This window comes from Flammeovirga aprica JL-4, from assembly GCF_012844305.1.
In the GTDB taxonomy this organism is placed as follows: domain Bacteria; phylum Bacteroidota; class Bacteroidia; order Cytophagales; family Flammeovirgaceae; genus Flammeovirga; species Flammeovirga aprica.
The window spans coordinates 30415-46461 of the sequence record NZ_JABANE010000028.1 but is presented as its reverse complement, the minus strand read 5'-3'; the positions used below and the strand labels follow the sequence as shown (position 1 = coordinate 46461).

Annotated in this window: 6 protein-coding genes; all 6 read right to left on the bottom strand. The window is 36.0% G+C overall.

Annotation, left to right across the window (positions count from 1 at the left end; translation table 11 throughout):
- Window positions 1-88 precede the first annotated feature (88 nt).
- Window positions 89-1240 carry an alpha/beta hydrolase gene (locus tag HHU12_RS12225; protein WP_169657030.1) on the bottom strand — a complete coding sequence of 384 codons (1152 nt, stop codon included), beginning with the start codon at window positions 1238-1240 and terminating at the stop codon, window positions 89-91.
- Between the two features lie 13 nt (window positions 1241-1253).
- On the bottom strand, window positions 1254-2459 hold the full coding sequence (locus HHU12_RS12220) for an alpha/beta hydrolase family protein (protein ID WP_169657029.1): 1206 nt from the start codon (window positions 2457-2459) through the stop codon (window positions 1254-1256).
- Between the two features lie 12 nt (window positions 2460-2471).
- Entirely contained in the window at window positions 2472-3824 is a 1353-nt protein-coding gene (locus HHU12_RS12215; RefSeq protein WP_169657028.1) for a sulfatase family protein, read from the bottom strand.
- A 566-nt stretch (window positions 3825-4390) separates the two neighbouring features.
- Window positions 4391-10567 (bottom strand): alpha/beta hydrolase family protein, encoded by a 6177-nt coding sequence (locus HHU12_RS12210; protein ID WP_169657027.1) that lies wholly within the window; start codon window positions 10565-10567, stop codon window positions 4391-4393.
- Between the two features lie 694 nt (window positions 10568-11261).
- Window positions 11262-12596: a SwmB domain-containing protein gene (locus HHU12_RS12205; protein ID WP_169657026.1), complete on the bottom strand. Its 1335-nt coding sequence runs from the start codon at window positions 12594-12596 to the stop codon at window positions 11262-11264.
- Window positions 12597-12949: 353 nt separating this feature from the next.
- Complete coding sequence (locus HHU12_RS12200; RefSeq protein ID WP_169657025.1) at window positions 12950-15913, bottom strand: hypothetical protein; 2964 nt, start codon at window positions 15911-15913, stop codon at window positions 12950-12952.
- Between the last annotated feature and the right edge of the window lie 134 nt (window positions 15914-16047).

Sequence of the window (16047 nt, the reverse complement as noted above, 5' to 3'; positions counted from 1 at the left end):
GGTTAAAATTTAGAGGGAAGTGGGAAGAAGTAAGAGGGAAGAGGGATGAGGGTAGTTGCTATTCCAACATCATACCTCTTACCTGTAATTATTGCGACTGATCAGGTGAAAAACTATTTACTGATTGCCCTTTACGATATTTAGTCAAACGTAAAGTATTATCAGAAATAATTTGTTTTCTCCTTTCGATCTTCAGAATTCCTTGGCGTTTAGAAGTTACTTTTCCCAACTGATCATCCAGCACTCCTAAAGACTGTAAGAATTGATCTGTAGAATGAGTAGATTCTTCTAAAAACGCTGCGGATGAACAAAAACCATGTCCTCCATTTTCTTTGATGAAAGCGTAACTTCCTTTATTTTTTTCAGCTAATAATTTTACAAAAGATTCTCCATTACGTTCTGTTCTTTTCTGACTTGGATCATCATCATAAGCTGCTTTATCTTTTAGGCCGTAAGCGACCCAAACAGGTGCCAATTTAGAATAATCCAAGTTGTAGATATATGACTTTTCATTGAGATAAACGACATAAGGATTATGCAATATAAAACCAATCACATCTGTATTTACACTCAAATCATCGTGCGGATCATCGACAGATTTCAATTGTGTGGCTAAAGCAAGATGTCCTCCAGCGGAACCACCTCCTACTATTATTTTATCAGGGTCAACACCCAACATTGCTGCATTTCTTTTTACCCAACGCAGGGCTGTTTTGGCATCTTGTGCTGATGTAAAACCACCGTCTGAAATACCATCTCTCTGTACCACTCTATAGTCTACTCTGATATTAATAATACCTCTTTGTGTAAAATATTCTGCTTGAGGTTTAAAATGAAGAATATTTCCAGAGCTCCAAGCCCCTCCATAATACCATATAATGGCTACTCTCTTATCTGACTTTTTCCAGTCTGAAGGGTAATCTACAAATAAAGCAAGGTCACGATTCGGTGTAGATTTATAGATAAAAGCATCACTGTCTACAAAGCGTAATTGTCTTCTGTAAACAATTGTCTCAGTAAAAAGATGTTCGTCTTTTTGATCTCCTTCTCTCAATGCCCTCCAGGTACCATTTTCTGAATAAAGCACTTCATTAAAATCCATTACTTTATTGCCGTTGGTATCCTCCTGCCATTTGAAAAGCTTGTCGCCATATTTCAGCTCTTCTCCAGGTTTTATGCCTTCTTTATCATATTTCCCTCCTGCAATTGTCATGAAGGGCAGAAGGAAAAATAGTATCATTAATCTTAGCATTTTATAGCTGTTTTTTAGATAAAATAATTGTTTCTGAAGAAGTAGATATTCCCTCTTCTGTAGTGATTTGGAAATAAGCTGCGTACGTATTTTCAGGTAAAAGGTGATGGATCTTTTTCCCCTTCCATTCAACCGTTTCAGTATTCCATTCTTTTTTAAGCCACTCACTGCTCTCATATGTGGAGTAGAAAAGTTGTATTTCTTTGATATTGATATTGTTCAAAATAGAAATAGAAACCTTCCCTTTCTTAACTTTGGGAGCTGTAAGTTGGGCAAAGTGAGGTGCCCCATTGATCACTTGATCTGCAAAAGCATAGCTTTCTTTTACATTCCACCCAGAGCCATGACCATGTTTTAGTCCATTTTCGAGATATAAAAACGCTTCTCCTTTCACTGCCTTTTTAGATTGTATAGTGGCAGGAAGTGGAAAATGTGCATCATTCGTACCGTTGACAAAAAGTATGGGCATTTGTGTCTGAGGCAAATACACTGAAGCTTCAAAATAAGTCATTGCATTCTCTAGGTAAGCCACGTTATCAGAAGCTAATGCTCTACCCATATGCCCGTCAGTATCTTTCAAATAACCACAGCCATAAATAGGAACTGCAAACTGAAAACGGTCATCAATTCCTGAAATAGAACTCGTCAGCATTCCTCCCCAACTGATACCTGTAATCCCTGTTTTATTAGGGTTGACACCTTCAAAAGAGCGAAGCAATGAATGTCCTAATATCACTTGAGCAACGGCTTGATAATACCATTGATCTTGTAAAGGCAGGTCATAATCATGAAAAACACCTTTTCGTTGTGGGCCAGATCCTATAAATGTATCTCTTTCATCATGTTTTTTATTGGAAGGAATATGACCTTCCAAATCCATGGAAATAGCCACAAAACCCTGCTCATTCCACTTCTTTACCCAGGCAGGATATCCTGTTCCGCCTCCTCCATGAACTAATACAACTGCAGGATATCCCCCTTCGGGTTTAGGTGTCTTTGGATAGCTGTAATAAGCATAAACTTTTGTTGGATTTCCTTTGTAAGGAATACCTTCATAAAAAATGCTTTGCATTCCCTCTACTTGGGCTATTTCTGTTTTTTCCCATTTAGGAGCTTTGAATAACTGTTCTAGGTCCCAAGTACTCTTCTTTTTTTGAGCGAAAAGAAAAATGGGTGAACAAAGAAGGAGAATAAGTAAATACTTCATTTCTAATAACGATTAAAGTCGTACCTCAGAAATACATTTTGGATCAGGTAACTCTGGAAGTTCTGATTGCCAATTCAACATTTCTTTTTTCAGTACTGCTACCACTTTAGGATATTCAGATGCCAGATCATTTTGCTCTTTGGGGTCGAGTTCCATGTTATACAATTCAACCTTAGAATGATCTGTACTCATCATCATTTTCCATTTTCCCTTTCGTATTCCTAAATGAGGCCAATAGTAATCTTTTCCATGAAAACCTTTCCACTCCCAAAAAACAGGCTTCTTTCTCTGTGACGGTTTTCCTTTTAATACATTCGCTCTTGACTCTCCATCCATTTCTTTCGTACCACTGATAGACAGCCCTGCCATATCCAAAAACGTAGCAGGCATATCTACCCCAGTGATTACAGATGTTTCATCTACTTTTCCTGCTGGCACTACTCCTGGCATCCATGCTATGAAAGGTACCTTTACACCTCCTTGGAATAAAGACCTCTTTTTTCCTTTCAATCCACCTGTTTCTCCAACACAATAGTACAATCCTAAAGCTTTTTTGTTTCCTTGATGGTATTTTTTACCCTCTCCGTGTGTATGTTCAGGGCCATTATCAGAAGAGAAAACGACCAAAGTATTTTTATCCAGTCCTAAAGTCCTCAGTTTCTCAAATAGTTTTCCTACATAAAAATCAGCTTCTGCAATAACGGCTGCATATACTTGCTGTTGTTCTGGAAGATCTTTGAATTGCTCTAAGAAATGTTGTTGAGGAAAGTGGGGTGTATGTGGTTCATGTAACCACAGATTAATAAAAAAGGGCTTATTTTTATTTTTTTCTATAAACTCAATGGCTTTCGGTACTGTTTCTTCTGTCTTAATTTGTTCTCCAGGAAGATTAAAGGCCGCATACTCATCATAGCCGTATTCATAAGGAGTTGGTGCATCTTTGATGCTACGATTTGTTAGGTGCCATTTTCCAAAATGACCTGTAACATATCCGTTTTTCTTAAAGAGGTCTTGAACTGTTGTAGCTTTGGGGTCTAACCAATCAGGCATCCCCGCCTTTATATGATGTTTAGGTGTTGCGAAATGTTGATGTACGCTGAGTCTTGCGGGATATTGACCGGTCATAACAGCTGTTCTACTTGGTGAACAAACAGGACTATTGACTACAAACTCTGTAAAGTCAGTGCCTTCGTCTATCATCCTATCTAAATTTGGTGTTTTACAAAAAGAGCTTCCATGCTTGCCTAAATCACCATATCCCCAGTCATCTGCGAAGATAAAAATAACGTTCGTCTTTTTTTCTTGTGCAAAAGATGCTATTGATAAAACAGTAAAAATTGCCAATATAAAAACTCTAATATTCATACTTGTCTTGTTTAATCTAATAGGTTCAGTAAACTAAATTATTGTCAACTTTTAATCTACATTTCTCATAGCTTTCTATGATCTACTTTCAAGCCTCTTTCTTCTTCATTTTTGTCTTGAAACAAAAACGAAGCAAAAAATTCAAGGCTTTGAAGTCAAAAGCTAAATTCCATTCCTCTCGCCTAAATGATTTTAAACTCGCTAAAGCTCAAACAAGAAAATCATTTTTAACGGCTCAATACATGAAATTCTTAACGCTTTTCCCTTCAAGGCCGAGGGAAGCACTACCAAACGAATTAGGCAGAAAGCCCACTGGTGCGAATGTTAAGCGTTAGCATCATTCGTGTCCTTCAAATCATCAGAAATCTCCTGATTTCTAAAAAATATAGATATTCAAATAACTTAGTTTACATTGTATTAAGTAATAAGAAGTTTATAGTTAAGTGTGCATCAGGACAGGTTTGATGTCCTGATGCTCCACTAAAAAATTGATACTACATTAGTATTTTGAGACCTCACACACAAAGCACTACCAAGTTGAGGTCCAGAGCTTTCTATATAATGCTCTAAAAAACTACCTTCTTAATATATCTGCAATTATCCCCTAAAATTTGGATAATTAGTAGACCATTTTCTACAATTTGTGTATTAAATCTTTCTTCTTGTATTGTTGTTGCCAGAATCACTCTTCCTTGCACATCTGAGATGACAATTTGCTTGCCTCTGAGCGGTTGGTCTGCACTAATATGAAGTCTATTGTTCATTTTATATACTTTGATATTAGCCAACTCTTCTTCTACAGAAAGTGGTGGTTCTTGATTTTCTAAGAATAATATTGAATAAACACTCTTAGTCACACCATCTTGTGCCGTCACTGTAATGATTGCTACTTTTCCTGCTTCAGTTACTTCAGAGATCTCGACATCTGCTAATTCATCTTCCAACACCGCTTCAATTGAAGGAATCACTGAAGAAGTTAACTGATAAGAGTAGTTGAGTGAATCTATTTTAAAGCCTTCTAAACTTGTACCTCCAATAAGAATATCGGTTAGATTCGCATTAGATGAGGCTGTTTCGAATGTAAACTGAATGCTATATTCTTGTATTGTAACCTGATCTTCTGCAAGAACTTCTATCAATACCTTATTATCTTCTGATAGTTCGCCAACTGTTACGGTTGCCATATCGTGAACAGCACTAGCAGTTACTACAGGTACAGAAGAGGCATAAGGAAGATGAACAGTATACGTAACTACATCTGCATCGAAACCTTCTATCAAAGTATTGTCTAATAGCAGTTCTTTCAATGATGCATTACTTGATAGCGTTTCATCATAAATGAATTCTACTACATAAACTGCTTGTGTTTCACCGTCCTCAGCAACCACAGTTACCGTAGATTGTCCTGGAAGCACTGTTGTATTTTCTATGGTATAACTAGCATTTTCATCTTCCAATACAGCTGACAAATGAGGCACTTCTGAAGTTCCCATTGGTAATGCTACGGTATATTGTAATACCGCTGGATCAAAGTTTTCAACTGTTTCGCCATCAACTGATAAGGATGTCAAGTTTGTATTTGTAGAAGGATCAGCTACTTCAAAGATGACAGAGTATACTTTTTCAGCTCCATTCTGAGCAGTAACAGTTACAGTAGTTGTACCTGGCAATTCTGTTGTTTCTTCTATTACAAGCGTAGTTGTTTCACTATTTTTCGTGGCTGTCACTACTGGGGTTACTGTCGTTCCATAAGGTAATTCAATTGTATAGTTTTGAACTAGTGGATCGAAACCAGTAATTAATGTTCCATCGACCAACAAGGCTGTTAATGAATTATCTTCTGATGGTGAAGTGATGGTAAAGTTCACTGTATATACTTTTTCTGCACCACTTTGAGCTGTTACTGTGACAGTAGATGTACCTGGTAATTCTGTCGTTTCTGAAATTGATAATGAAGCTGTTTCATCATTTTTTGTCGCTGTAACTACGGGTACCTCAATCGTTCCAAAAGGCAACTCTATAGTGTAGCTTTCTGTTGAAGCATCAAAATCTGCGATCAAATTACCGTTTACCAATAAAGCTGATAAAGTGTTATCCTCTGATGGTGCGGTGTAAGTGAAGTTTACTGTATAAACTTTTTCTGCACCGCTTTGAGCTGTCACTGTTACGGTAGAAGAACCTGGCAATTCTGTCGTTTCTGAGATCACTAATGATGCCGTTTCATCGTTTAAAGTCGCTGTAACTACAGGAATTTCTGTTGAGCCATAAGGCAATTCAATAGTATAACTCTCTGTTGAGGCATCAAAATCCGTGATCAATGTACCATCAACCAACAATTCTGATAATGTATTATCTTCTGATGGAGCGGTGTATGTGAAGTTTACAATATAAACTTTTTCGGCTCCACTTTGTGCTGTTACTATCACTGTAGATGCACCTGGCAATTCTGTCGTTTCTGAGATCACCAATGACGCCGTTGCATTATTTTTTGTCGCTGTAACTACTGGAATTTCTGTTGATCCATAAGGTAACTCTATAGTATAACTCTCTGTTGAGGCATCAAAATCTGCGATCAATGTACCGTCTACCAATAACGTTGATAATGTGTTATCGTCTGAAGGTGGAGTAACGGTAAAGTTCACCGTATATACTTTTTCAATGCCACTTTGTGCTGTAACAGTTACCTCTGCTTTTCCCGGTAGAGCAACCGCATTGGTTACTTCTAATGATGCCAAATCATCATTTGCCTCCGCCGTAACAGTAGGAATATTAGTCGAGCCATAAGGGTATTCAACGTTATATTCTGTAACATCTGCTGAGAAACCATTTATTAGTACATCATCCAAAAGTAACTCTGTGATTGTAGCATCATTTGATGGGATTGCAATGTTGAATGACAGATTGTAATCAAGAGTTGAATTATCTTTTGCTGTTACTCTTACTGCAGTTGAACCCGGAATTGTTTCTGGGTGAATCACTTCATAAGATGCTTCTCCATTGACCGTTTTAGCAACTACATTTGGAAAACCTTCATAACCATAAGGTAGTTCGATAGCATAATTAATTTGATCTGATGAAAAATCTTCAATGCCTTCACCATCAACAATCAATGCGGATAATCTTTTATCATCATCAGAACTGACTCTTGGTCCTTTAACATTATCTATGTAATACACATTATCGTTACCATTGAAAGGTGAAGCGTCTTGACCGAAAAAGATGATCATTTGATCAAAAATATCTCCATCATTAAGCAAGTCTTTAAAATCGAAAGTATATTCTACCCATTGGTCTTGAACTAGAATATCTTGAGATAATGTAATATTAGCATTATTCGAATTATTTCTTAATCTCACTCTCAAACTATTTTTATCCGAATATAAACCATCATCAGAGGTTTCTTGATATACTTTTAGTTTGACTACTTTATCAATATCCGTTTCGAAATGACCATTGAATAAAATCTGTACTTGTGAGTGTGCGTTTTCTTCTTTTACCACTTTTGTCACTCTAGCACTTTGAGAGATACCAGTTAATGAAGGATTATCCGCTGATGAAGTGACTACCTTATAAGGGTTAAAGAAAGACAAGTTCTCATTGTCAGAACCATCATTATAGTAGATTATCTCAGTATAAGCTTGTGCTCTATTTATCACTTCTCTATCATTAAAATAGCTCAGTGTCTTTTCGTCCTGATCCGTAATTGTACCTGATACATAACTTAAAGTTACATCACTACCATAACTGATCGGTTCTTCTACTCTAAATTCAATTGTATTCTCCAACTCTACGACTTGATGTGCTACTGCTGAACCATTCACCTTCAACTCAAATACAGCATTCTCTATGCTCGCTAACGATGCTAAACTTACTACATCCATCACCACTTTTCCTCCGCTGACATCAGTATTCAAAGAAGTAATAATATTATCTGATATTACTTTTGGTCCTCTTAAGTCATCAAAGTAAGTCACCATGCCTGTGGCAGTAAAATCTGGATCACTATCATTTGCTCCAAAGTAAAAGGAAATGGAATTATAACCTTCTAATTCTTCAGTGGTAAAATTCGAAAAGTCAAATTGATACTCCTGCCATGTATCCAAGCATCTTAATGTCCCTAGAAGAGACTTTTGTGTAGGTGAATCATTGTCTTTTTTCAAGATCATCTGAACATTCTTATTCAAATTCTCAATTCCAGTATCTTCTACATAAACTTTAATCGATACTGTTTTTGTACTTGTGAAATCAAATTGTGACCCTGCTGGCAAATCCCATCGCATCTCTGACCATTGACGGTCTTCTCTTACATATTTGGCTACAATTTCTTCAGGGTAACCATTTGTATCAGGGTTTTGAGCGTTTTCGTCGACCGTTGCAGAACTCACAAAAGCAAAATCCAAAATAGATGCTCCTCCCACATTGTATAGAGAATATAAAGAATGATCTGCTGATGTATTATTTTCTACTGGTAGAATGGTGTTGACCGCAATTGAATTTCCTAATTCGTCTGTAATAGTTCCACCTGTGAAAGTAAGTTGTATCGCTTGACCTGCTTTTACCGTTTCTTCCAGAATCAATTCAATAATTTGATTTTTCACCTTCACTCTTTCTATCCCTACTGCTACGTTATTGACCATCAATTGGAATTCAGGATTCTCAATATTGCTAATAGGTGTATGCGATTGGGCCGAAATCGTAATCATCTTACCTTCATCCGAAGTTTCACCTTTCAGTTTCACTTGGTCCTGCAGAATTTTTGGCCCTTGAATTTTGTCAATATAGAACTTCATTCCACCTCCTTCTTCCGCTAGATCATTAATTATAGGGAAGAAATAGAACGTATTCATATACTCCACCTCTTCCTTGAAAGCGTTAGGGTTAACTTCGATGGTGTAATCTACCCATTCATCAAATTTTTCAATTGGGAAATTAAGGAGATACTGAGTTGCTGATTCATTGTCTTGACGTAATGCAATTGCACATTCATTATTGGTCAACGTTTTACCAGGGTCTTCGACATACATTCTTATTTTGAAATGAGTCGCTTCTGAAAAGTCAATTTTTCCATCAATAGTAAATGCCACATTAGCATACCTTCCATCCAATCTTGTTAATAAATTGGCTGTGCTACATGGACCTAAAGTTGGGTCTTGTGCTTCTGTATCTTGCGTCATTAAAATATAGCTTACCTCTGCAATTTCAGATTGTCCATCTTCATAATAAGAAAACAATACATCTTCTTCAGAAGCCATAGTAAGTGCAATCGTATACGTTGATTCTTGTGTTCCGTCTTCTGATGTGATCACTACTGTAGCTGTAGTTGGCAACTCCTCTCCTGCAGTTACTTCTACCGTAGCACTGTAATCATTTGTGATTGCTGTAATTGCCGGTAATGCACTTGTTGAATAAGGTAATTCAAAAGTATAGGCTGAAGTTCCTGCATCAAAATTTTCGATTGTACTTTCACCTACTTTTAAACCTGAAATAGAAGCATCTGATGATTTAAAACGGTGTACATCTGATGTTAAATTGAAGGTACTATTATCTGTAATTAAAAAATAAGAAGCGTAAGTATTGTCAGGTACTACGGCTGAAACGGTAGCACCATTGACCGTTGCAGGCATGGAACTCCATGTTTTACTACTCCATACTTCCGATCTGTCCGTTGTATAATAGAATGTTGCGGATTGAATACCTGCACCTGCATCCGTCACATTGACCGACATTGTATTGGTTCCATCAGTATAAGCAGGTACATCAATTTCTAATAATGGTGTACCGCCATTGATAATTCTATCTGCAAAAATATAGCTTTCTTCTTCGTTCCATGCTACCGAATGCCCGTGACCAAAACCATCTTTGATAAATGTATAAGCATCACCTTGAATGGCATTTTTTGAATCCATTGTGGCAGGTAATGGGAAATGTGCATCATTGGCTCCGTTCATGAAAAGCATTGGCATAGTGGCTTGATGTAGATATGCAGATGCCTCATAATTTGTCATGGCATTGTTTACATAATCTTGATCAGTAGAAGCCAAACTATTACCCATATGTCCGTCCGTTCCTTTTAGGAAACCACATCCATAGATTGGGATCGCGAATTTAAAACGTAAATCCAAACCTGCAACTGTACTCGTCAACATACCTCCCCAGCTTACGCCTGCAATACCAATCTTAGTGGCATCTACTTCATCAAAAGAGGCAATTAACGAATGTGCTTTGATGATTTGTGCTACTGCATGATAGTACCATTGTTCATCGATTGGTAATGCATTGTCATGAAAAACACCTGTCCTTGCCGGACCTGCTCCATCAAAAGTTGCTCTTTCTGCTGAATCATCTAATGAAGGAATGTGCCCTTCTAAATCCATGGAGATAGCGACAAATCCTCTATCGTTCCAAAGTTTTACCCAGTCATCATAGGCTGTACCGCCACCGCCATGTACTAATACTACAGCAGGATAACCATTTTCTGGCTTTGGTGTTGATGGTAAACCATAATAAGCATACACTTTTGATACCTCTCCTTTGTAATCGATGCTTTCATAGAAAATACTTTCTAATCCGTCAACAGCAGAAGTGGTGGTTGTTTCAAAGTTGGGAACTGCTTTTATTACATCTAAATCCCACGGTCCTGTATACTCTTGTGCTTGAACCGCATTGGTCATAACAATAGCCGTGAGGAAACAGAGTAATTTTAAAAAGTCTTTTTTAAGTGATTTCGTAAAGTTCAATTTCATTTCTTAACCATTAGGTATTATGATTCCATAGAGCAAAGTTTTAAAACTCATTATTGGGAAGAATTGAGATTCAAAAAAGCTCAAAAAATTTCATTTCAATAGTTTCTTCATTTTGTGAGTTGAAGAATAGTGTTGTGTAATTTATAGGGTTTGAAAGGTTTACTTTTTTTGATGAAAGTTCTTTCAATAAATAGCGTTCGTGATTACACAAACTTGGTACTTTGTAAACTATCAATCCTTGTTTCTACCGGTTTTCTATAGACTACTTTCAAGCATTCTTCCTCTTCATTTTTGTCTTGAAACAAAAACGAAGCAAAAAATTCAAGGCTTAGAAGTCAAAAGCTAAATTCCATTCCTTTCGCCTAAATGATTTTAAACTCGCTAAAGCTCAAACAAGAAAATCATTTTTAACGGCTCAATACATGGAATTTTTAACGCTTTTCCCTTCAATGCCGGAAAAGCACCACCAAATGAATTGGGTAGAAAGCCTGCTAGAGCGAATGATTACGTAAGCGTCATTCATGTCTTCAAATCATCGGAAGTCTCCTTATTTCCTGATATCATAAATATTCAAAGACGTAGTTTACAAAACACTTAATATTATAAAAGTAGAGAAATAAGCAAGGTCAAATCATGAGAAATATTGAATCCCACCCTCAAAATCTATTTCAGATGGGATTCAATACCTTACCAATTAGTTCATGATAAATTCTCCACCTTTTAAGTCTTTGATGTAATAGACAACACCTACAGCGTCGCTATCTTTATCAGGGCTTCCTAACATGATCGAAGCACTATTAAATGTAGCTTCTTTAGGTGACATTCCAGTGAAGTCAAATTCATATTCTACCCACTGGTCAAATACTTTAATATTAGTGCTTTGTACTAGTTGATTCTTTACTGTATTATCAACCTGAAGTGTCAAAAAGATTTTATTATTTGTAACCTCTTTGCCTGGATTTTTACAATACACTTTTACTTTAAAAACGGTATTGATTTTTGGGTCAATCTCTTGATTCAATTTGAAACGGATTGCTGACCAAACTTCACTTCCTTTTGTGAAAGTTCCTACTTTAGCATTGGCATCAAGTGGGTCTGCAACTCCTTCACTAAAGTCTCCCCCATAAGCGGCTAATCCATTGATGTGGGTGTTATTCCCTCCAAAATCAGTATAATTCAATAGTTTTAACTCTACTTCGTTTTTAACTACTTGATTCTTGAAATATTTGATCTCTTTGCCAGTTACATCTGTGATTTTACCTTTTGTATAAGACACTTTCACATCTTCACTTCTTTTAAATGGCTTTTCTAAATCAATGACAATTCTTTTTGCCTCTACAGTTACATTTTCAATAGCTACATTTTTATAACCATTTTTGATCACTTTAAAGACAGGCTTTTTAGTTTTAGTATCTAAGTCATCTTTTGTAACTACATCTAAGATCACTTGATTTCCTTCTAAATTTGTTTTCGCATTGAGCAATACATTTTCTGAAGTAATGCCAGGTCCGCTGATTTCTTTTAGGAAAACCTGTACACCTACTGCCTCTCCTTCCTCATCTTTAGGAGACATGATCAACACTAATTTCGAGTAATCCGTTTTAAGTGGTTTACCAGAAACATCAAATGAGTAAGTAACCCACTCATCATATTTTGTCACTTTCTGTATTTGGGCTAACTGAGTCATTCCATCGTTAGCTTCATTTCTTACTGCCAATAAAAGCGTGTTATTTTTAAGTGGACCTTTAGGGCTTTTCACCATTGCTGTCACCTTAAAAACTTTACTGCCTGATAAGTCTAGCAATGCCGGCAAATCAAGTGTTACTCCACCGTATGCACCTTTACCTTTTTCAAACATTGAATACTCCCCATCATTTAGTGGAGAAGGTGTAGTACTTAGTTTTCCTAAGAAAGGTTGTAAATCACCAGCAATACCATTCTTTCCGTGATATACTGTCTGTCCAAAAATAGACTGACTTGATAAAAGTAAAAAAGTACAGAATAGTGATAAATAGATAAAATTCTTCATTTCAGTTAAATCATTGAAAGATTAAAAAAATCTAATATTATTTCTTAAACAGTTCGGCTAAAACTTGCCTATTGTTTTGATTTCCTATGTAACAAATGTAATTCACACACCTACAAACTTTATTGTCTATAAATTACAAAGAGTGGTCTAAAAATACATAAGGTGAAAAAGCTTAAAAAGACGTGTAAAATTAAGGTTTTATAGTGAAATAAGGGGCTTTATTGAAATTTTATTTTCCAAAATACCTTACATCTAACTCAAAATTATTTTATGCTATTTTCCATCTCATCTAAATATTCAAAGCTTCTTCCCAATGTTTTAGTCGTTTGAAAATTAGCTATAATTGACCATTCCTATAACAAAACTTTTTTTACTACCCGATTCCTTTCAAACATCACCTGCACAATCACCACTCCTTTCACATTGATTGGTATTCTATTTTTCGGTTGATGATGTTCTCCTTGATACAGTATTTTGCCATTGCTGTCATAGACCAACACCTGATATTTTTGATGAGCTGAAGTCTGTTCAATCATCAAGTAATGATCATTTTCTGCGTAAACTTTAATCCCATTATCCCTACTATCCAATGATAAAATAGGATCGGCTGTACTGTTGATCAATAGTGCAAAAACATTTTTTGTTACCCCGTCTTCTGCCAGCACATTGATTAAGGTTAATTGACCAAAAGCTGTGGCTTTAATGATATTGACTTCAGCCTTTTCATCTTCTGTCACAACAGTTATTTCCGGCATTGTGGTTCCTTCTACTGTCAAATTATAATGGTTGATTTCATTGGAGAAGTCTGATAATAATTGACCGCCTACTCTAATTTCTTTTAGTAGAACATTGGACGAAAGGACTGGTAAACCATAATGAAATTGATAGGTATTTTTCGATATTCCATCTTCAGCAATCACTTCTATTTTAGTAGTGCCCGGAATAAAATCCGTTTTTGTCACCGTAAAAGTTGAGGCTGAATGACTCTTTACAATCTCTGTTATATCTGGTAAATTTTCGGGGAGCATTTCTTCAGTAACTGTAAAGTAATAGTCAAATACTGTACTGTTAAACTCTTCCATTGAGCTTCCATCGTAATGCAGGCTTGTGATTAATGCATCTGAAGAAGGCAACTCTTTTACTATAAATGATATTGTAATTTCTCTTCTCGTTCCATCTTGCGCAGTAAGGTCAATAACACCTACTCCCGGAATTTCCCATGCTTGTTGTATGTCGAAGTGAGTAGTTTCATCCTCCAAATCAAATGTGATATATGGTGCGGATGAATTTGACACATCAAACATTATACTATAACTATCCTCTTCATTAGAAAAACCTTCCAGTTCTTTACCGTCAATATAAATAGCTGTAAGATTGACATTATCAGAAGGAGGATGCATAGTCAATTCAAAGTTATATTCCTTCTTTACTAGAGGATCTTGAGCCGTTACTACAACTTCTATTGTACCTGGCAATGACTCAGGATAAGTAATATTGTAAGTAGCTACATCACTCTCTAAGTTTAAGTCCAAAACAGGTATAGAAGTCGTCCCAAAAGGATACTCTAATGTATAGGATTCAGTATCTTGATCAAACGCTGTAAATATATTTCCATCTATAGAAAGTGACGTCACATTTGTATTTTGGGAAGGTAGTGCCCTTGTAATATTCACTTGATAAGTCAATGTAGTCGTTTCATCTTCTGCAGTGACTTGTATAGAGGCTATTCCTGGTATTTCTTCTGCTGAAATTACTTCTACTGTCGCTTTTGCATTATTTGGCATTGCTTCTATTACAGGTGACTCCTCTTGTGTATAAGGTATCTCAAAATCGTATTCAAATAGATAAGGATCCAAATTTTCTATCGATTGTCCATCAACTGAAATCGCTGACAATGTAGCATCATTGATATACGCTACAGGTGGTCCTTCTAAAGTAGAGAAATAATAAACACATGATGTTCCTGCAAAATCTATATCTGGTGAACCTAAGAAAATCCTTAATTGGTTATAGCTGTCACCTTGAAAATGGATCTGTGAAAAGTCAAATTCATAGGCTACCCATTGGTCTTGTACAGTGATGTTTTGGGTAATTGTATAAAAATCAGACGGATCTTCTGTATTCAAAACCCTCAACTTGATATTGTTGTTTGTCGGAATATTGTCTTGTGAAGGTTGATAGATATAACATCTAAAAACTTTATCCTTTTGCATGGAAATCACTCCATTTAAATCGACCTGCAGATAAGAATGTAAGTCCTCTTCTTTCACAATTTCAGTTATCTTTTGTTGGGGAACATCCTCAGTAATTGAAAAGTTATCAACAATATTGGTTTGTAACTTGAAATTGGAGAGTGTTGGGAAATTATTTTCAGCTCCAAAACTGTAAATTTCCTCTATTTGATAACTTACTGTGTTGATAAGTAATTGATTTTCGAAATAACTCAACACTTTTCCTTCACTATCCGCTATACTTCCTCCTTTATAACTTAATTCTACTTTGTCATTATAAATGACCTCTTGCTCAAGATGTAATTGAATGGACTGTTCTTGAATATCAATAGATGTTACATTTACGATTTCATCGTTAATTTTCACTTCAAATTGAGGATTATCTGAAGATGAAATGGAGTGAGCACTTAATACATTCAATGCAATGCTTTTTCCATCTTCTGACAGTACATTACTCGTCATTATAAAATCAGAAAAAATAAGTGGACCTTTTACTTCAGCAATAAAACCGGATAATCCTGTAGAAAGCCCTTCTGTATCTTGTGGTGCTATAAATAAAGACACGGTATTAAATCCTTCTAATTCTTCTGCTGTAAAATTAGAAAAATCAAAGCTGTATTCATCCCATTGATCAAAAGCGATAATCTCTGTTCTCATCACTTTCTGATCAGTTGTAGTACCATCTTTTCTTAAGATCAACCAGATATTTTTATTCACATTGTCATTGCTTGGTTGATCAAAATAAAGGGCAATTGAAAAGCTTTTCTCAGTGGAAAAATCAAAGGCTGTTTCTTCAGGTATCACCCATCGTATTTCAGACCAAACACTTTCATTCCTTTGAAATTTTGCGATGGTTTCTACTTCAAGTTCTTCAAATGGATTGGAAAAATTTTGATCAAGTTCTACTGAAGTAAACGTACTTAGTGATAGAATTGAAGGTACTCCAAAATTAAATAGAGTAGTGAGGTTGCTGGAAGTACTGGATAAATTGCTCTCCGCTTTTGAAGAGGATTTTACTTGGGCTGAGACACAATGACTCAGCAACAATGCTACATAAAGTAGTATAGTTAGTCTTATTTGTTTCATACTATCGTAGATTGAGGGGAGAGGGATGAGATAAGAATGAAAAGGGAAGAGGGAAGAGTAGTGTATCGTGGGTAGTATCTATAAAAGATCATATACTTGATTGAAAATCACATGAATCTCATTACTTAACGACC